Source organism: Lactiplantibacillus sp. 30.2.29 (genome assembly GCF_018991255.1).
GTDB classification, from domain to species: Bacteria; Bacillota; Bacilli; order Lactobacillales; family Lactobacillaceae; genus Lactiplantibacillus; species Lactiplantibacillus pentosus.
The window spans coordinates 22,675-42,217 of sequence record NZ_JAGYGU010000027.1; the positions used below are offsets into that span (position 1 = coordinate 22,675).

Consider the following 19,543-nt stretch of genomic DNA (forward strand, 5'->3'; position numbering starts at 1 on the left):
GCCCATATGGATACTTTACACATTGGCGATTCAATCCTTGTATTTGGGATTGAATCGCCAATGTCTTTTAGAATGAGTAATCGTTCAATGTTGTCACGAGTTGGATACATGCGATATAGTGGGGTGATGGCGAGTCAGCTTTTTCATGATCAAAGGAGTTTACCCATTTGATTTGATTTATTGTGCAAATTTTGCACTCCTTGTTCGGACTATATGGTTTATAAACCATATAGTCCGAGCAGTGTGTGCAGTTTTTGCACAGTCGTGTTTTAGAATGAGTCTTTTATACAAATTAGCAATCACATGTGAAGTAGTTTTATTATTTTAGAAAATTAAAACATTAATTGACCAGCGTTTGTCACAATTTAAACCATATCATATGGCCATCATGGTCAGGTTGCGTTGCTGAAAACTGGACAATGGAATGTCGTAGTTGTCCATCGATATGAGACAAGGAACGGGAGGCGTATTAAAGGGCGCACAAACATAGTCGCAACGCTTGTTGTTGCGGTACTAATCGTGCTGGTGACAAAACGGCTAGATTATCAAGACAATGTCGACCGGTTAGGACATGCACGTAAAAAAACATCTCCAACCATGGTTGTCATAGTGGAGCAATCAAAGCAAAATAAAAAAGCTATCCGTTTAAGATAGCTTTGATGAATACCGACATAACAAGTGTTCTGGAGCTTGTCACACCGTCCTGAAACTCATTAATGGAGATGGCGAGAGTCGAACTCGCGTCCAAGCATATTGCCCCTCGGATATCTACGCTCATAGTCATACTATTTGAATTTCATCATTACAAACGCCGTGTGACAGGGCACCCAGCAATGACTAACCTGATTAGTCTCTTCTCGCAACTCCAGGTGGAAGCTTTGAGCGTAAGTCCACTAAATTTAGGACCCAGATCTAGAACATGGACGATTCTAGGAGGATCTACGTTAAGCGCTTATTAGGCAGCTAAAGCGTAAGAATTGTTATTATTTTTTGCAGTTATAATTTAAACTGAGCGTTTTTACGTAGACGCAACCTACGAAGCGCAATCCGAACTCAAACTATACCTGTCGAATCCAGAACATCCCCAAATTCAACAATCTTAGTTTAGCATAGCCTGTTGATTCTGCCAACTAATCTGTCTAAGATTGCCGGTTAATGTTAAAACGGTGATTTTGAGCGGCCTTAGCGCGATTTCAAAAATTTAAGAACTCGTATGTGTCCGTCGGCGGTGCAAATATCTGAACATCCGGTGTGGATTGATGGAGAGTGCCATGACTGCCAAGATGACGAGTAGGCCCCCGATAAAATCGAAGCGAGTCAGTTGGACGTTCAGAAACGCGATCGAGAAGACCGTCGCGGCTAATGGTTCAAACGCATCCATTAGACTAGCGGTCGTCGGTAAAATGTCGCTGAGACTACGAGCAAACATTAAGAATGGGGCGACCGTTCCTAACAGGATGATGACTAGTAGCAAGCCGAATTGGAACCACGTCAGCGTCAGGTGGACGCGCCACATCGGTTGTAGTGCAGTTAGAAAAATACCGGCAATCAGCAGTCCCCAGCCCGTGACCGTCAATGCCCCGTATTTCGGAAGCAGTGTCTGTGGGATCAAGGTGTTAGTGGCGACCCCGATTGCGGAGAGGCCGCCCCAAAAGAGCACCACTGGCGAGATGGCCAGGCTATTCAAGTGGCCGTGCGTCACAATCAGCACGGTGCCGATAAAGGCCATCAACATCCCAAGTCCTTCCACGCGACTGGGAAGGACGTGTTTAAATAAGAAGTAATAAATGCTAATGATAAATGGTCCCAGGAATTGAATAATGGTCGCAACGGGTGCGTTTCCGGCCCGCACCGCTTCAAAATAGCAGAGTTGGACTGGAATGAGACCTAGAAGGCCATAGCTGACCACCGTCCAAGCATCATGACGCGCACGCCAGATTTTAAACGGCTGTTTACCCGCGATTAATCCCCAGATAATCAGGATCAGGCCCGCACTAATCATACGCACCTGAGTCAGCCACATGGCAGTTAGATGCGGATTGGCAATGAAGAGGGTACTCGCCGCAACGCCAGAGATGCCCCAGAGAATACAGGCACTGCTCGCCAGCAGCACGCCCCGTAAGTGATGTTGTTGTGTCAAAATAAGACTCCTTTCTGAAAATAATCAGCATTTTTCATTATAGCAAAACCCCGCTGCAACGCCTATCTTAATGAGGAATCTCTTATTATTCTCATGAGTTACTTCATTAACTCGTAGCCGCTGCCTCGTAAAAATCGGCCGCAAAGCAGTGCGTTTCCGCAATAGTCATGCTATGATATGAACAATTAAACGCAAGCAATCATGCGTCAAGTGGAGGGTCATATACAATGAAAGCAATTATTACTGTCGTTGGTCAGGATCAAGTTGGGATCGTTGCCAAGGTCGCAAACGAATTAGCCCGGTTGAACATTAACATTGTCGATATTTCGCAAACGTTGATGGATCATAACTTTACCATGATGTTGTCAGCCGAATGGGATGATGACCAGTTGAGTTTTGCCTCGGCCAAAGCCAAGCTTGAAGCGCTGGGAGAAGCGTCACAACTCACGATTCGGATTCAGCGCCAAGCTGTCTTCGATGCCATTCAGAAATTATAGGAGGTCATCATGGAAAGTCGGTCAATATTAGAAACAATCCAGATGGTCGCCGAAGAGAATTTGGACATTCGGACCATTACGATGGGCATCTCGCTTTTCGACTGTATCGATAGCGATGGTGAACGGTCGCGGCAAAAAATCTATGACAAAATTACGACGAGTGCCAAAGACTTAGTCAAAGTTGCTGATCAGATCCAAGAAGAATACGGGATTCCAATCATTAACAAACGCATTGCGGTGACACCCATCGCCTTGATTGCCGCTGCGAGTGCCGACCACGATTACGTGGCCTACGCGGTAACGATGGAACGGGCAGCGCAGGCACTGGGCGTTGATTTGATTGGTGGCTTTTCAGCACTCGTGCAAAAGGGTTATCAAAGTGGCGACCGTAAGCTGATTGCCTCGATTCCTGAAGCACTGGCGGCGACCACGCGCGTTTGCAGTTCGGTCAACGTCGGTTCGACCCGTGCCGGCATTAACCTGGATGCCGTCGGTGAGATGGGTCACATCATCAAGCAGATTGCGGCGGATGATCCGGTGAACTGTATGAGTTTGGTGGTCTTCGCGAATGCCGTTGATGATAATCCGTTCATGGCTGGCGCGTTTCACGGTGTTGGTGAAGCCGACCGGGTCATTAATGTGGGAATCAGCGGCCCGGGCGTTGTCAAACGGGCGTTAGAAGAAGTCCGCGGTCAATCGATCGACATGGTCTCTGAACAAATTAAGAAGACGGCCTTTAAAGTGACGCGGATGGGGCAGTTCGTCGGTACCATCGCGGCGGAACGGTTGCACGTACCATTTGGAATTGTTGACTTGTCACTGGCACCAACGCCTAATGAAGGTGATTCAGTCGCTGAAATCTTGGAAGAAATTGGCTTAGAAAGTGTCGGGGCACCGGGGACGACTGCGGCACTGGCACTGTTAAATGATGCGGTCAAAAAAGGTGGCGTCATGGCTTGTGAACACGTCGGTGGCTTGTCTGGCGCATTTATTCCAGTTTCGGAAGATGCTGAGATGATTCGAGCGGTCAGCGCGGGACGTTTGAACATTGAAAAGCTAGAAGCGATGACGGCGGTTTGTTCCGTTGGACTCGACATGATTGCGGTTCCTGGTGATACCAGTGCGGCAACCATCAGCGGGATGATTGCGGATGAAGCCGCAATCGGTATGATCAACAATAAGACGACTGCGGTTCGGGTCATTCCAGCAACTGGCAAGGACGTTGGCGAAGCAGTCGAATTCGGGGGCTTGTTTGAGAGTGCACCGGTGATGCCGGTCAACCAGAACCAGCCGACGACGTTTATCAATCGTGGCGGTCATATTCCGGCCCCAATTCATTCATTTAAAAATTAAGTGGCAGCGGTCTTGGTGGCAAGCTAATCGTCAGACCGTAACACGATTACGATGAAAAACAATTTTCAAAGCAGGGGAACCGGCTGAGAGAATTGTTTTTTGCGCCCTAAGACCAGTATTCTCGTGGCCTGAGCATTCCTGCCACCATGGCCTGATGAGACCCACGAATTGCAGTTTGACACAAATCTTTCACAAATCAGCCAAGGTTTGTTATAAATTTGTTGTTATACTAATCCTGAATCCTAGCGCGAAGTAGGGTATGATAATAAGTAGGTTAATACATGATGATTAATCAATATAGTTAGCAATTGTAATTAACTTGGAGGACGTTGGACTATGAAACTATTAATGATTGAAGATAATAAATCCGTCTCTGAAATGATGGCGATGTTTTTTAAGAAGGAACAGTGGGACGCCCACTTTGCTTATGATGGTAATGAAGCCGTTGAGATGTTCAACGAAGATCCCAACGGTTGGGATATGGTGACACTTGATTTAAACTTACCCGGTAAAGATGGGATGCAAGTTAGTGCGGATATTCGCAAGGCTTCTCCAACTGTACCAATTATTATGTTGACGGCTCGTGACTCAGAAAGTGACCAAGTACTGGGCCTCGAAATGGGTGCTGACGACTATGTCACCAAGCCATTTTCACCAATTACGCTGATTGCTCGGATCAAAGCATTACACCGGCGGGCAGACTTGGCCAAGACGGCGCCTGCTGAGCAATCGGCCAATGCAGTCAGTTCATTTGATGTACAGACGGACCACTTTAAGCTCAATACGAAGACGCGTGAAGCTTACTTAGCCGGTGTCCAGATTCAAGATTTGACACCAAAAGAATTTGACTTATTGAAGACGCTGGCCCAAAAGCCACGGCAAGTCTTCTCGCGGGAACAGCTGTTACAACTCGTTTGGGACTATGAATACTACGGTGATGAGCGGACGGTTGACGCCCACATCAAGAAGTTACGGCAGAAGATTGAAAAGGCTGGTCCACAAATCATCCAGACGGTTTGGGGGGTCGGCTACAAGTTTGATGATAGTGGAGTTGACGCTCAATGAAACTGATTTATCAACAAATGCTGGCATTCTTTGCCGTGATTATCACGGTGATCGTGGTCCTGGGGTTTTCGTTTATTCGAACCACCAGAACGATGCTCTATAACAATTCGTGGCAACAGCTACAACAGTACGCCGCGAGTATTGAAAAAGAAGCGATTCGCTACAATACAAAAACCAACAAAGTCGTGGGGTTCAATCAGCAGTTCTTAAGCGATGGTACGGTAATTTTACGGGATCAACATATCCATTTTTCGGTCTATGACGCGAATAAGAAGCTGGTTTATCCGACTGGCATTGGCGCGTCGATGGATAGTGCTCCGGGTGGGTCGATCTATGATCCAAAGATTTCAGCCAAGGATTGGAAAAAGCTGAAGCAAAATAAGATCATTACCCAGTCGCCACACGTCACTTTCCGGACGCGTAACCGCGACCAACCCGTGAATACGCCGTCGCTGCGAACGATTGATGTGCTCGTGCCGTTGTTCTATAAGAATGGCAGTACTAAGAAGTTCGTCGGTGCGATTTCAATCGGGTCCTTCGAACAGACTTTACAGGCGAGTGAGCAACAGATTGAAAAGAACCTGTTCATCGCGTTGCTGGTCTCTGGGATTGCGGCTCTACTGTTGAGCTACGTGCTAGCACGGTATTCCGTCCGGCGCATCAACCGGTTGCGGTATGCAACGCACCCCGTTGCCAATGGCGATTTTGATATTCAAGTGGACAGTAATCACAAGGACGAAATCGATGATTTGGCCGATGATTTCAACGGCATGGTCAGTTCCTTGCGTGAGTCTAATGAAGAAATCAAACGCCAAGAAAAACGGCGACGTGAATTTATGGCGGATGCTGCTCATGAAATGCGGACACCGTTGACGACCATCAACGGAATTCTGGAAGGACTCGCTTATGATGCGATTCCGGAAGAGGATAAGGCCCATTCAATTGAACTGATGCAAAACGAAACGAAACGTTTGATCCGGTTAGTCAATGAGAACCTGGATTATGAAAAGATTCGGACCGGTCAGATTGCTTTGAACAAGACCAATTTTGACGGCGCTGAAGTTTTGCATAACTTAGTTGAACAACTCACAAAGAAGGCTGATGCTGCGGATGACCATTTTGTATTGACTGCGCCTGATAAACTGCCGGTCTGGGCTGACTATGACCGTTTTGTTCAAGTGTTGTTTAATATCATGCAGAACGCCATCCAATTCTCACAAGGTAGTGCCATCGAAGTGACTGGTCAACGAACTGAGCACGCGACGGTCATCTCCATTCAAGACCACGGTATCGGCATGACACCGGATCAGGTCAAGAATATCTGGGAGCGTTACTATAAGGCTGATCCATCGCGGAAGAGTACCAAGTATGGTGAATCTGGCCTCGGGCTCGCGATTTCGCACCAACTCGTGCAACAACATGGCGGGTCGATTGAAGTCGATAGTGCTGAGAATGAAGGGACGCGTTTCACGGTGACCTTCCCAGATGACGGGTATGACAAACCAATCATGGATGATTAGTGTTTGTTAATGACGACTGAATGGCCTATTAATGAAGCAAGCTTTTAAACGAACCGGGTGTGGCGTTACGTGCCAGCCCGGTTTTTGTTGCCATGAACCCTGACTGAGGCGTAAGTGGCGCGGGTCAGGGGAAGCTGTGACTGGCAACACAACTGTCGACGAGCCCAGCTAATCATGTTTGAATCGCGGTCCACTGACGTCACACGTTTGGGACTTAATGCGTCATTAGGCCGTTGCACCTCGCGCTTCCGGTCTAAATATGTTACCCTTAACAAGGCACAACAGCGCGTCATGACTAGTGTAGATAAGTTTTAGAATGAATAGGAGAAACAATTAATATGCAAAGAGTACAAATTACGGGTAATTCCCAGCGTAAGGTCAAGGACGGCTATCCACTGCTCGTCCAAGATGACTTAAAAGATCCTTCAATGAAGTTAACGGACGGTTCTTTTATCGCGTTAATGGCCAGCTCACAATTTATGGGTTACGCCTTAGTCGCCAAGCATCGCCGGCAATTAGGGTGGGTGCTGAGCTTAGATGAAAGCGAGACGCCAACGACTGACTACTTCCGCAAGCTGTTCAAACAAGCCTTGGTCCGGCGGGCAACTAGCTTGGACCCACAGCTACCACAACGGGTGTTCAATGCCGATGGTGACGGTCTGGGTGGCCTAGCCATTGACCGGTATCAAGATTATTATGTCTTTACCTGGTATGCGCAAGGCGTCTATCAACAACGTGAAATGATCTACGCCGCCTTTGAAGCAGCGACTGACCATCAGTTCAAGGGGATCTATGCCAAGTTGCGTTTCAACGTGGAAGAAGCTAACCTGAAGAGCCAGTTAGTGACTGGTGAAGCGGCGCCCGAACCATTGCTGGTAACGGAAGGCGACGTGACTTATCCGGTACATCTCGCAGATGATTTGACCACGGGCTTGTTACTTGACATGCGACCAATTCGCGACTGGTTAGCCGGGGCAGAATTGCCAGGTAAGACCGTCTTGAACTTGTTTAGTCAAGAGAACGGGGTGACGGCTGCTGCCGCAGTTGCCGGCGCCGCTAAAACGATCTCGATTGAAACGAGCAAGAAGGGCGCTAAGGAAACTGCAGACCAATTAGCAGTCAACAATATCGACCCAGACAAGCAAGAAATTCGGGCAATTGAAGTCAATCGCTACCTGGACTATGCGCAAAAGCATCATTTAAGTTACGATGTGGTCGTTGTGACGGCACCGACCTTTGCACGGGTCAAGAAGCAGAAGTTCCAAGTTGCCACTGACTTGACGGATTTATTGACCGCTACGTTGCCAGTTGTTCGGCGTGATGGCCAACTGGTGATTGCGACGACCGCCAACAACTTCTCAATGAAGAAGTTTAAAGCTGCGGTCACGGCAGCCTTTGTTGGCAGCGACCGGCACTTTACGCTGAGTGAGACGTTCCGTTTACCAGCAGACTTTGTGACGCGCAAGGCGTACTTGGCAAGTAACTACTTAAAAGTACTCGTTTTGACGCTCGATAAGTAAGTTTTTCGGCATCATTTTGCCTGCAAATAAAAAAATTTTAAACGTAATTTCGGGGACCGTTTTCATTAATTGAAAACGGTCTCTATCGATAAAGAAAACGAATTCATGAAAATATAAATATAATTATATTTAGTGCTGAATCCCTGATTTTGACTGGTAAAACGGTTACTTAACTGGTAAAATATTTCTTTGTCGTATGGCAAGAGAGAAAACATAGAAATGAGGATTATTAGTAATGGGAATTCTAATTGCACTGATCCCCGCGATCGCGTGGGGCAGTATCGGCTTAATTAGTGGTCGAATGGGCGGAACCGCCCGGCAACAGACCCTTGGGATGACCATGGGGGCCTTAGTATTCGGCTTAGCACTCTGGGCAGTTGAACAACCATCTTTAACAAGCAAAATTTGGTTGATTGGGATCGTTTCAGGGTTATTCTGGAGTATTGGTCAAGGGCAACAATTTACGTCAATGAAAGCCGTCGGGATCTCACGGACGACCCCAATTTCAACCGGGATGCAACTGGTTGCCAATGCGTTGGCTGGGGTGCTGTTATTTAACGAATGGCATGGTAATATGTACTGGATCGGCTCGATCTCCGTTATCGTGTTGATTGCTGGGGCCGTACTGACTTCCTTAACTGATAAGACTGACCCGAACCGTAGTGCTTCCGAAAACTGGGGCGTTGGGATTCGTGCCTTGATTTTATCTACTATTGGTTACGCTGGTTATACCATCGTTGTCCATTATGGTAATGTCAATGCGCAAGCAGTCGTGATGCCACAAGCTGTCGGGATGTTGCTCGGGGCCTTGATTTGGTCCTTCAAAGACAAGCCGTGGGTCGTTAAGGCAACGTATCGTAACATCGTGACGGGCCTTGTCTGGGGCGTGGGGAATCTCTTCATGTTCATGGCAATGGCACAGATTGGCCAAGCGGTGGCTTACTCACTGTCACAAATGGGAATCGTTATTTCCACGTTCGGGAGTATCTACCTCTTAGGTGAACATAAAACCAAGCGTGAAATGGTCTACGTGGTCATCGGTTCGATTTTAGTCATCGTGGGTGGCGTGGCCCTCTCGTTGATGAAGGCTTAGTAAAACTTTACTAAAACATTAATATTGTAATTTATGATTTAAGAAGATTCGTCAAAGGTGCGGTAACGTCTAGTTATCAGCACCTTTTTTGTTGATAAGGATATTTATTTTTTACATAAATTGCGAAAATTTACGAAAAAAGGGGGGAAGCGCTTTTCATTATGTGATGAGCTATTGTATAATATGACATGTAAATACGTAAAGAAAGAGGTAATAGTAAATGGCACACATTTCATTTGACAGCTCTAATTTAACTAAGTTCGTCCATGACAACGAACTTGGCGAAATGCAAGCTATGGTCACAGCTGCTGATAAGGAGCTGCGTGAAGGAACCGGCGCCGGTAATGATTTCCGCGGCTGGTTAAATTTACCAACAGATTACGATAAGGAAGAATTTGCACGGATCAAAACCGCTGCAAAGAAGATTCAAGACGACTCTGACGTCCTCGTTGTAATCGGGATTGGTGGTTCATACCTCGGTGCACGGGCAGCCATTGAATTCTTACACGAAACTTTCTGGTCATCACTTTCACGTGAAGACCGTAAATTCCCACAAGTTGTCTTTGCTGGGAACTCAATCTCATCTTCATACGTCAACGATTTGATTCACTTGATCGGCGACCGCGACTTCTCTGTTAACATCATTTCGAAGTCTGGTACGACGACTGAACCTTCGATCGCATTCCGTGTCTTCAAGGAACGTTTGATCGCGAAGTATGGTGAAGAAGGCGCTAAGAGCCGGATCTATGCCACTACTGACCGCAAACGTGGTGCTTTGAAGCAAGAAGCTGACGCTGAAGGCTACGAAACCTTTGTTATTCCTGATGATGTTGGTGGCCGCTTCACTGTCTTAACCCCAGTTGGTTTATTACCAATTGCCGTTTCAGGTGGCGACATCGATTCATTAATGAAGGGTGCTGCTGACGCTTCAAACGAATACAAAGATGCTGACTTAACTAAAAACGAAGCTTACCAATATGCTGCTTACCGGAACATTTTGTACCGGAAGGGCTATACCACTGAAATTCTTGAAAACTACGAACCAAACATGGCGATGTTCTCAGAATGGTGGAAGCAATTAATGGGTGAATCCGAAGGGAAAGACCAAAAGGGGATTTACCCATCATCAGCTAACTTTACGACCGACTTACACTCCTTGGGTCAATATATCCAAGAAGGTCGTCGTAACTTGATGGAAACGGTCGTTAAAGTTGACAACGCCACTAGCGACGTTGACATTCCTAAGGAAGCCGAAAACCTTGATGGTTTGAAGTATCTTGAAGGTAAGACGATGGCTCAAGTTAACACTAAAGCCTTCGAAGGGGTTATCATGGCCCACGTTGATGGCGGTGTTCCTAACATGGTTGTTAACATTCCTTCACAAGATGCCTACACCTTAGGTTACACGATGTACTTCTTTGAAGCTGCTGTTGCCATCTCTGGTTACTTGAATGGTATCAACCCATTCAACCAACCAGGTGTTGAAGCTTACAAGAACAACATGTTTGCTTTACTTGGCAAGCCTGGCTATGAAGAATTAACGAAGAAGTTAACTGCGCGTCTTAGTGACTAGGACGTTGTCGGCTAATAACTGATTAAATATAATGAAGCTCTGAAACGCGGTTGGACGTGTAATGGTTCCCATGGTGGTTCCTAAACGTCCGATGCGTTTCGGAGCTTTTTTGGTATTTATCAAAATACAATTGATAATCAAAAGCACCCGAATGCTGATTGAGTCTTGTTGGCATAAACAAGACTCAATCAGTGTTCGGGCGCTTTTAATAAGTTTGTGTTTTAACGTAATGGTCGTCGTTAATTTGGTTAAATGTGCGATTAGCAAATGAAAGGCAGTTCTGATGGCATAGACATCTGCAAATACTGTTGTGAAAGCAACTGATTAATTGCTTCACGCGTTAATAGTAGTAATAACTTCTGCGTTGTTTGTGCTTGATTGTCTGTCCAACATACAGTTCGGTTCCATCGTCACCGAGACCGCCTTTATAAACGTGTGTCAGACCAGTCTCACTATTATCCAGACGATACAACATGCCATAATTGGTTTTCCAGCCATAAGCCATGCCTTGAGGCGTTTCAGTCGATGAGTACGCAATGCCTACATTTCTTTGTAAGGTTTCGACATCCTTTTGACCAAAGGCTTTTGCAAATGATTTGAGTTGACTTGCATTTACTTTTTTACGACTAGCTTTTTTAGCCTCAGCCTTTGCTTTTTTGTTGGCAGCTTTGTGGATTTTACGAGGAGGGCCATCAAATAATTTATCATGATCAAAATCCAAGTCAGCTGATCCGTAAATAAGTGTGCTTGAGTTTTGGTCTGTGGGTTTTCCTAGAATGGCAATCACTTGTGATTTAGTCATACCAAGCTTAATTTTACTGAAATTATAGTGCCTTTTAGTAGCCTTTTTGCTTTTAGACTCATGCTTGCTTGAAGATTTTTGGGCCATTGTCTTTTTAGTGGCCTGGCTGCTCTTTGAAGGCTGCTTTTTGGTGCTAGATTTATGAGAAGCGGACTTCTTAGAACTCGATTTTTTGCTGTTGGATTTGTGAGAAACAGACTTCTTGGAGCTCGTTTTTTTGGTGCTAGATTTGTGAGAAACAGACTTTTTGAAACCTGCTTTTTTGGTGCTAGATTTGTGAGAAGCGGACTTCTTGGAATTAGCTTTTTTACTGTTGGATTTGCTAGACTGTTTCTTGCTAGCACTTTTATCAGCACTTTTAGTTTGAGTGTGTTTCTTTGATGTCCGACTCGTTTGGGCCTTTGCAATCCTGTCTTGGTAGCTTGTGGTCGTCTTGACTGGATTGGCGATTATGCCGACGATTACAAACAGCAAAGAAGCAGCCAGCGCGATTAATCCGTACTTAAATGATTGTTTGGCGCCACCACCCTTAACGAGTTTGAAAATTCCCCGGCAGATAAAGTAGATGGCTATCAATAATGAGATGAAAAACATAATCTCGGCAAAAGTGTCCATAATTCCTCCAAATATGAATTGTTCATTTAACAGTTACGACGATACAAACTAGCACGTTATTTTCCCCGATACGTGCTAGTTTGGAATAGGTGCTTGAGAGCAGGCTTGGCATCTTTTTGGCATCTATTTCTAGTGATATGTAAATAAAAACGCAACACAAAATCAATCATATCATATATTTAATGAAAATAAATAAGCCACACCAATTTGTCCCCCGGTCAGTATGTCACGTGCCACCCATGCAAATTTCGGCAGAATAACCCCGAAAAGCACCTGCGCATTCCAGCCCGGCAGGTTATAATAGTCCTATATCAAAGTTAAGCCCGCTACCGGCCAGAAACTGAATGGTGGGGCGGCATAAGAGGAGTTCAGAATGCGAAAATTAAACATTATCGAAAGTATTATTATTGTCGTCGGGTTGATCGTCTTCTGGCTCGGCAGTGAAGTTCAAGCCATCGAACAACAGGTGCCGTGGCTGCAGTTCGCTGGCCTAATCGTGGTCTTTGTGACTGGGCTGGCGGATGCGATTTATCGCGTCGTGACGAAGCGGTCGTTTTTTAAATGAAATCGAGACCTTCAATCGTGCGTGCCGGGTGAGTATCAAAGACGGTCTATACGAGTCATCAAATTAGTCATAAACGGGTAACCATCAATCACAGTGGTTACCTGTTTTTGTGTACATCTTGAAACTGTGGGGTTCGACACCAAGCTCATGCTAATTTAGACGCAGCTGGGGTGCCAACTGTCCCGACAGAATATGAAAATTTTTGATTTAAATACGACCGCTAAACCGCAATATTTTACAAATTGTAACTAACAAACAGGCGCGGCTATCGGGTTTAGAGCAATTATAATTTTGATAATAAACGTTGAACCCTGGTATTCAATAACACTTTACATCATTCACCAAAAATCGCAATGTTAATACTGAGGAAAAGCATCGTGGGGAATGTCCGATAAAAAATAGTGGAGGTACATATATGAGCTTTTTAGAATTACATGATATTCGTAAGGCCTATACCTTAAATCACCAAGAAAATGTCATCTTGAAAGGCATTAATTTAAACTTTGATCGTGGGGAGTTTATTTCAATTCTTGGGGAGTCCGGCGGTGGGAAATCAACGCTGATGAACATCATTGGGGGACTAGATCATCATTACGACGGGGATGTGTTACTTGATGGTCAGTCTTTGCGTTCGATGAATGTCCGCCAAATGGACCGGTATCGCCGTGAAACGATTGGATTTATCTTTCAAAACTTCAACTTGGTAAGTTACTTAACTGTCCTTGATAACGTCATGTTATCGCTCAAGATGACCAAGGAACCGCATGCGCAACAGGTGCAGCGGACCAAGGATCTGTTAAAACGGGTCGGGCTGGAACAACAGACGCATCAATATCCCAATGAATTGTCCGGTGGGCAAAAGCAACGGGTCGCAATCGCGCGGGCACTGGCGAGTGATCCGGACATTATTATTGCGGATGAACCAACTGGGGCCCTGGATAGTGAAAACACCCAGGAAGTCATGGACATCCTCTATTCGATTGCGGCGGAAGGTAAGTTGGTCATCACAGTGACCCACTCGCAAGAAGTTGCCGACTATGGGACGCGCATCGTGCATTTGGATGATGGCCAAATTCACGATGAATTAGTCATCGGGGCACCGTTTGATGAAGTCGAAAAGCAACCGATGCAGTATCGGACGCTGGGCTTTCGGCAGATGTTCCACATGTCGATGCAGCATATGCGCCGGATGTGGCTGCGTTACTTACTGATTATCTTTGGCTCATCGATTGGGATCAGTAGTATCGTCGTCATGCTGGGGCTCGGTTCGGGGATTCAAAATTACATGAATCATCAGATTACGTCGCAAGTCAATCCGACAGCGGTGCAGGTCTCGAAAAAGACGAGTAAAGTCAGCACGGCCGCACGGAAAAAAGCGACTACAGCCGCTGAATATAAGGACGCTGTCAATCAAGAACAAGTGACCGCGGCCAAAAATGCGGAAGTGACTGCTGCTAATGCCAAGCAATTGGCGGGAATCAAGCACGTCCAGTCTGCGGAATTGGGCTATTACACCAGTGCGCAGGCCAGCTATAAGAAGACCACGGTCACAGCGAGTCTTCAGACGGATAATCCGACGATCTTGAACAAGACGATCAAGAACGGGACGCGTCCTGGCAACAACGAAGTCTTGATTGGTCGGAAGTTAGCCAAGAAGATGGTCGGTAAAAAGGACTATCAAAAAGCGTTGAACAAGAAACTGACGCTTAAAATGGCAACGGTTAATCGCAAGAATCAAGCCGTCACAGTCAAGAAGACGGTCACGGTCAGTGGGATTACGGGCAGTGATGACACCAGTGTTGTCGTTCTACCGAAGACGGTCAAACGGATGTTGAGCGATAAAAACGTCCAATACCGGCCAAATTTTGCCATCGTCCAAATCGATAAATTGTCGCATGTTAAGCAAGTTGAACACAAGATCAAGGCAATCAAGGGTAACAATAAGAAGCAACAGTATAACTATACGGGAATCGGTGATTTAATTGATTCATTGAATACGTATATTCGTTTAGCCACTAACGTATTAACTGGGGTGGCCGGCATTGCCTTATTAGTTTCAGCCATCATGATTATTGTCGTACTGTATGTCAGTGTGTCAGAACGGACGCGTGAAATCGGGGTCTTACGTGCGCTGGGTGCCCGCAAGCGCGATATCAGCCACCTGTTCTTCGCAGAAGCCTTGACGATTGGTGTCTTAGCCGCCGTGATGGGCTTGCTATTCGCAGAAGGTTGGCAATTACTTGGAAACATGGCAATTTACAGTCTGATTAAGTATCCAATCGTTCGAATCTCCGGTGCAGCCATGCTCGGTGGGGTGACTGTCAGCGTCGTAATTAGTCTGCTGGCTGCCTTAGCACCAGCCCACATGGTCGCCCGGTTAGATCCGGTCGAAAGTTTATCACATGAATAAAAGCGGGGGCGGAGTGAATGTATTTCTTTATTACGAGTAAAATTGATTCGCTGCCATCGGCCATTGAATTGGCGATGATTCAGCGGCAAAAGTTGTTTACGAAGCATCGGGTCCCGGCACTGATCGTCACCCGGAACTTTGTACGCGACTTGCATCAGAATATGAAAAAAATTGGTTATGATGATGAGTTTCAAGTGAACATGTACGATTATTTCCAAGGCACCACTGATTATGAAGGGGAACCGTTAACGGCGGCCAACTATCCGCGCGTCACTGGGGAGACCTTGGAACGCGTCAGCCCCAATGAAATTGACGTGATTCAGCGCGAACAACGGCAAAAAGCATTGATGCTCAACAATGACGGCTATCTAGATTACGTTGACATTTTTAATCCGCAAGGGGCGGTCAGCCGGCGCGATTACTATGATACGCGGGGCTTCTTGACGGTGGCCCAGTATTTTGATGAACACCAGAACATCGTCTTGGAACAACACTGTAATTTGCAGCAGCGGCCCGTGTTAGAGACGTTCTTCCGGCCAAATGCCAAGCAACAACCCGTCGCGACGCACCAACGCCTGTTGAATTATCACGGCCAAAATTACGAATTTGAAGACTGGGATCAACTGACTGCATTTTTCCTCGACGCGTTGAATACGGAATACGGCGGCCACGGCACCATGATCGTCGACCGCAGTGATGCCGGGATGAATCCAATCGTTAAAATGACGACGGCAGCGCGCAAGTATGAATTTTTGCACAGTAACTTCACGTTGGATCCTTTGGACGTCGTCAATTCACCAATCGTGCCGTATACCCAGATTGGCTTAGATCATGCGAGCCAGATGTCCGGGCTGATCATGTCGACGCAGGATGAATGCGATGATATGACCAATCATATCCACAACGTCATTCCGACGATTGCGATTCCGGTCGGTAGCGTTAGCGATGAACAATTAGCATCCAAACCCGTCGACTTTAAGACGCGAATTGATGGTAAAGTCATTGCGGTGGCCCGACTCTCAGCTGAAAAGAACCTGGAACAGTTGATCAAGGCGGTCGCTTACGTTCATGAGAAGCAGCCGAACGTGACGTTAGACATATACGGCTACGGTGATTCATGGACCGGGTTTAAAGAAGAAAATCGCTTGCGGGCGCTAGTCAGTTCACAACAGTGGCAGTCATTTATCACGTTTAAGGGCTTTGAAGCCGACCTGGAGCCAATCTATAATACGGCTCAATTGATGGTGCTCACGAGCCAATATGAAGGGTTTAACCTCGGTATCTTAGAGGGCCTGAGCCACGGGGTGCCCGTGGTGTCATATGACATCAAGTATGGGCCATCGACCATGATTCAAGATGGTGTCAATGGCCGACTGATTACACCAAACAATTTGGTCGAGTTAGGCAAGGTCATCCTGGAGCTCTTGCAGCATCCAGCCAAGCTCGCACAAATGAGTGAACACGCTTATGGCAACAGTAGTCGCTTCTCGGAGGCGATGATTTGGCAACGGTGGAATGACCATGTGATTCAGCCGGATATTCAAGCAATGAGGGGAGTTACAACTAATGGAAACGCCTATCACGTCATCGGCTAAGCAAAAGCCGGCCAAGTATGGCACGCGCGACCTACTGCGGCTGATCATGACGCACGCGCACCCGAAGAAAGGCCTATTTATCGTCGGTATCCTGCTGTCGTTTGTGGCGACGATTTGTAGCCTGGGCATCACGTTGATGTTGAAGGAATTTATTGATGCCTTCAATCACGGGACCTCGGGACGATTACTGAGCAAACTGGCGGTCGTTATCGTGGTCCAACTATTCGCCAGTGTCGCTTCGAGCTTTTTGCTCAGTTATACGGGGGTCGACGCCGTCTCAACGTTGCGGAGTGCGCTCTGGCAACACATCGTTGATTTACCGATTCCGTACTTTGACCGCAACCGAACGGGGGAGCTCTCAAGTCGGGTCGTCAATGATACGTCCACGATTTTTGAATTGATTTCCAGCCAGTTCTCGAACGCCATCAACGGGATCATCTCGATTGTTGGCTCGTTAACGTTGATGTTACTATTGAATTTCCGTTTAACGATCATTATTTTAATTGTGGTCCCACTAATGGCCGTGATCATCGTGCCGATGGGCCAAGTCTTAGCACGAATTTCAAAGGCGATTCAAAAGGAAACAGCCAACTTGAACAGCGCGGCAGTACAGATGATTGGTCAAAACCGGTTGGTCAAGGCGATGGTCGCTGAAAAAGCCCTCAAACAACAGGGGAAAGACCAAGTTGACCGTATCAAGGGCTTTAGTGTTCGCCAAATCAAATTGATTTCGGTGCTCAACCCCGTTTTGAACATCATGTTATTGGCTGCCATCTTCATCATCATTGTGTACGGTGGGATTTTAGTCCAAACCAACGCATTGACGATTGGGAGTTTAGTCGCGTTCTTAATGTACGCCGTGCAGATGATCTCGCCGCTCAGCAGTGTCACTGGCCTTGTGACGGCCTTACAACAGACTGTCGGGGCCACGGAACGGATCGACAACATTTTGGATAGTCCGGTCGAAGATAAGCGGCTCAGCGGTGAAACGCTGACGTCGATCAACACGATTGATTTTGATCACGTTGACTTTGGCTATGAACCGGATAAACCAGTCCTCAAGGATATTGACATGCAGATTCAACGTGGGGAACGAATCGCGTTGATTGGCGAAAGTGGGAGCGGGAAGACGACCCTGGTCTCACTGCTCGAATCCTACTACACCCCAACACGCGGCGAGCTAAACGTTAATGGTAAGGCAATGACGAGCTATACGGTGCCGTCGATTCGGGACCGAATCGGCTATGTCAGTCAAGAAGTTGACTTGATGCCGGGGACGATTCGGGATAATTTATTGCTCGGTTCGACTCAAGCCGTCTCAGATGAACGTCTCAGTGACTTGTTGGCGCAGGTCGGTTTAGCAGACTGGCTAGCAGAACTATCGGCTGGCTTGGATACGGATGTCGGTGAACGAGGCTTGAACGTCTCTGGTGGGCAACGACAACGGCTTGCCATCGTCCGGGCACTGGTTCGCGAACCATCCCTATTGATTTTGGATGAAGCGACCGCTAGTCTGGATAATCAGAACCAGGAACGGGTCACGCAACTACTGGCGACCTTGCCCGCAGATTTGACGACGATTACGATCGTCCACCGTTTGAATCAGATTGAAGCCTATCCACGGATTCTGTTCATGGAGGATGGCCGGATTACGGGTGACGGGGACCATAATACGTTACTCGCAACGCATGACCGTTATCGTGATTTTTATCGGTTACAGTATCAACATGGTTAAATTCGTCACAGCTGATTATCGATTGCTGTGATTAGTAAGTGGTTATTGTACGAACAGTGCAATAACCACTTTTTTTACTGATTTTCATGTATTGCACTGGATAGCGATGGATTGACGTTTCACGAAAATGTGAAGGAAAATCGTCAAAAGTATTAATAATTTTAATAATATCGTCAAATTCGGCACTTTTATAATCAAAATTTTGGTTCAAAAAATCGATCTGGTCTGGCCGAAAAATCGGAAACTAACGACACCTGACGGGGGTTCGCCAGTTGAACGAATTACAGTATTATCAACGGTTTAACCGCTTTCTGAGATGGTTGCGGATATTGGAAGAATATAAAATATATTGATATTGAGACAATTTTGAGGGGGTTAATGAAACGCGTAAGTAGTCTATAGTATGCACATTTACTGATTGAATATGATATCGGCCTGTATTTGTTCAAATATTAGAATTTTTATTGACGATTGTGGGGAGAATTGGTTAAGATTTAAACCGTAAACAAGGTTACTTGTTTCACATTCGCATTAGTAATCGATATTAGTTATTTAACGGATTAAATTAAATTACTGATTATCGATTGCTGATCAACGGATGATTTGTAAATTTCATAAGGAGGATATAACCATGAGTTTCTTCAGTGATTTACATTTCTTACCTGGAACCCACACGTCATCACATACGAGTTATGTTAGCAACCAACCACTTGGGACGTTCTATCAATTCGTATTGAACGTGATCGCCGCAATCAAAGGTTAGTTCAATTCTGAACGGGTCGTGATTCAAACTGATAATCAAGCAGCTTGATTTTTGAACGGCTTTACCGATTGATTGCCAACCTTAATTTGTTTCCATTAATCAAGCTCTTCACATGTTTGGGAAGGCCTGAGGATTTAATTATTAACGACAAAGGAGGAGTTATTCATGAGTTTCTTTACTGATTTGCACTTCTTACCAGGAACCCACACGTCATCATACACTTCAAGTGTTTCCAATGACATCTTTGGTGGCTTCCACAGCTTCATCTTAAACTTGATTCCAGCAATCAAGAGTTTG

14 protein-coding genes and 1 other RNA gene are annotated in these 19,543 nt (G+C 46.1%); 12 read left to right on the forward strand and 3 right to left on the reverse strand.

What is annotated here, in order from left to right; all coding sequences use genetic code 11:
* Positions 1–714: 714 nt before the first annotated feature.
* Positions 715–1,086, reverse strand: a transfer-messenger RNA (tmRNA) gene (gene ssrA / locus KGF65_RS13285).
* Between the two features lie 115 nt (positions 1,087–1,201).
* Positions 1,202–2,140 carry a DMT family transporter gene (locus KGF65_RS13290; protein ID WP_101873170.1) on the reverse strand — a complete coding sequence of 313 codons (939 nt, stop codon included), beginning with the start codon at positions 2,138–2,140 and terminating at the stop codon, positions 1,202–1,204.
* 227 nt (positions 2,141–2,367) lie between these two features.
* On the opposite strand from KGF65_RS13290, the gene KGF65_RS13295 reads away from it, so the two are divergent.
* From KGF65_RS13295 to KGF65_RS13325, 7 genes are all read left to right on the forward strand, one after another.
* Positions 2,368–2,637: an ACT domain-containing protein gene (locus KGF65_RS13295; RefSeq protein WP_003639265.1), complete on the forward strand. Its 270-nt coding sequence runs from the start codon at positions 2,368–2,370 to the stop codon at positions 2,635–2,637.
* Positions 2,638–2,646: 9 nt separating this feature from the next.
* Complete coding sequence (locus tag KGF65_RS13300; protein WP_216788204.1) at positions 2,647–3,990, forward strand: PFL family protein; 1,344 nt, start codon at positions 2,647–2,649, stop codon at positions 3,988–3,990.
* A 336-nt stretch (positions 3,991–4,326) separates the two neighbouring features.
* Complete coding sequence (locus KGF65_RS13305) at positions 4,327–5,055, forward strand: response regulator transcription factor (RefSeq protein WP_216748526.1); 729 nt, start codon at positions 4,327–4,329, stop codon at positions 5,053–5,055.
* Positions 5,052–6,575: a HAMP domain-containing sensor histidine kinase gene (locus KGF65_RS13310; protein WP_216748525.1), complete on the forward strand. Its 1,524-nt coding sequence runs from the start codon at positions 5,052–5,054 to the stop codon at positions 6,573–6,575. Before KGF65_RS13305 ends, KGF65_RS13310 begins: the two co-directional genes overlap by 4 nt.
* A 338-nt stretch (positions 6,576–6,913) precedes the next feature.
* Complete coding sequence (locus tag KGF65_RS13315) at positions 6,914–8,095, forward strand: class I SAM-dependent methyltransferase (protein ID WP_003639261.1); 1,182 nt, start codon at positions 6,914–6,916, stop codon at positions 8,093–8,095.
* Positions 8,096–8,330: 235 nt separating this feature from the next.
* Entirely contained in the window at positions 8,331–9,188 is an 858-nt protein-coding gene (locus KGF65_RS13320) for a GRP family sugar transporter (protein WP_003639260.1), read from the forward strand.
* Between the two features lie 220 nt (positions 9,189–9,408).
* Positions 9,409–10,761, forward strand: a complete 1,353-nt coding sequence (locus KGF65_RS13325) for a glucose-6-phosphate isomerase (RefSeq protein ID WP_003639259.1) — start codon at positions 9,409–9,411, stop codon at positions 10,759–10,761.
* A gap of 340 nt (positions 10,762–11,101) precedes the next feature.
* Here KGF65_RS13325 and KGF65_RS13330 read toward each other — a convergent pair whose 3' ends face one another.
* Entirely contained in the window at positions 11,102–12,178 is a 1,077-nt protein-coding gene (locus KGF65_RS13330; protein WP_253954447.1) for a hypothetical protein, read from the reverse strand.
* A 373-nt stretch (positions 12,179–12,551) separates the two neighbouring features.
* Between KGF65_RS13330 and KGF65_RS13335 the strand changes: the two genes are divergently transcribed.
* The 5 genes from KGF65_RS13335 (at position 12,552) to KGF65_RS17300 (ending at position 19,246) form a co-directional block, all read left to right on the forward strand.
* Positions 12,552–12,743 (forward strand): hypothetical protein, encoded by a 192-nt coding sequence (locus KGF65_RS13335; RefSeq protein ID WP_050339457.1) that lies wholly within the window; start codon positions 12,552–12,554, stop codon positions 12,741–12,743.
* Between the two features lie 415 nt (positions 12,744–13,158).
* Positions 13,159–15,153 carry an ATP-binding cassette domain-containing protein gene (locus tag KGF65_RS13340; RefSeq protein ID WP_216748524.1) on the forward strand — a complete coding sequence of 665 codons (1,995 nt, stop codon included), beginning with the start codon at positions 13,159–13,161 and terminating at the stop codon, positions 15,151–15,153.
* 17 nt (positions 15,154–15,170) lie between these two features.
* A complete protein-coding gene (locus tag KGF65_RS13345; protein ID WP_101873173.1) occupies positions 15,171–16,748 on the forward strand; it encodes a glycosyltransferase in 1,578 nt (525 codons plus the stop codon).
* Entirely contained in the window at positions 16,720–18,483 is a 1,764-nt protein-coding gene (locus KGF65_RS13350) for an ABC transporter ATP-binding protein (protein WP_213472786.1), read from the forward strand. Before KGF65_RS13345 ends, KGF65_RS13350 begins: the two co-directional genes overlap by 29 nt.
* Before the next feature lie 631 nt (positions 18,484–19,114).
* Entirely contained in the window at positions 19,115–19,246 is a 132-nt protein-coding gene (locus KGF65_RS17300) for a hypothetical protein (RefSeq protein ID WP_003639253.1), read from the forward strand.
* The last annotated feature ends 297 nt before the right edge of the window (positions 19,247–19,543 follow it).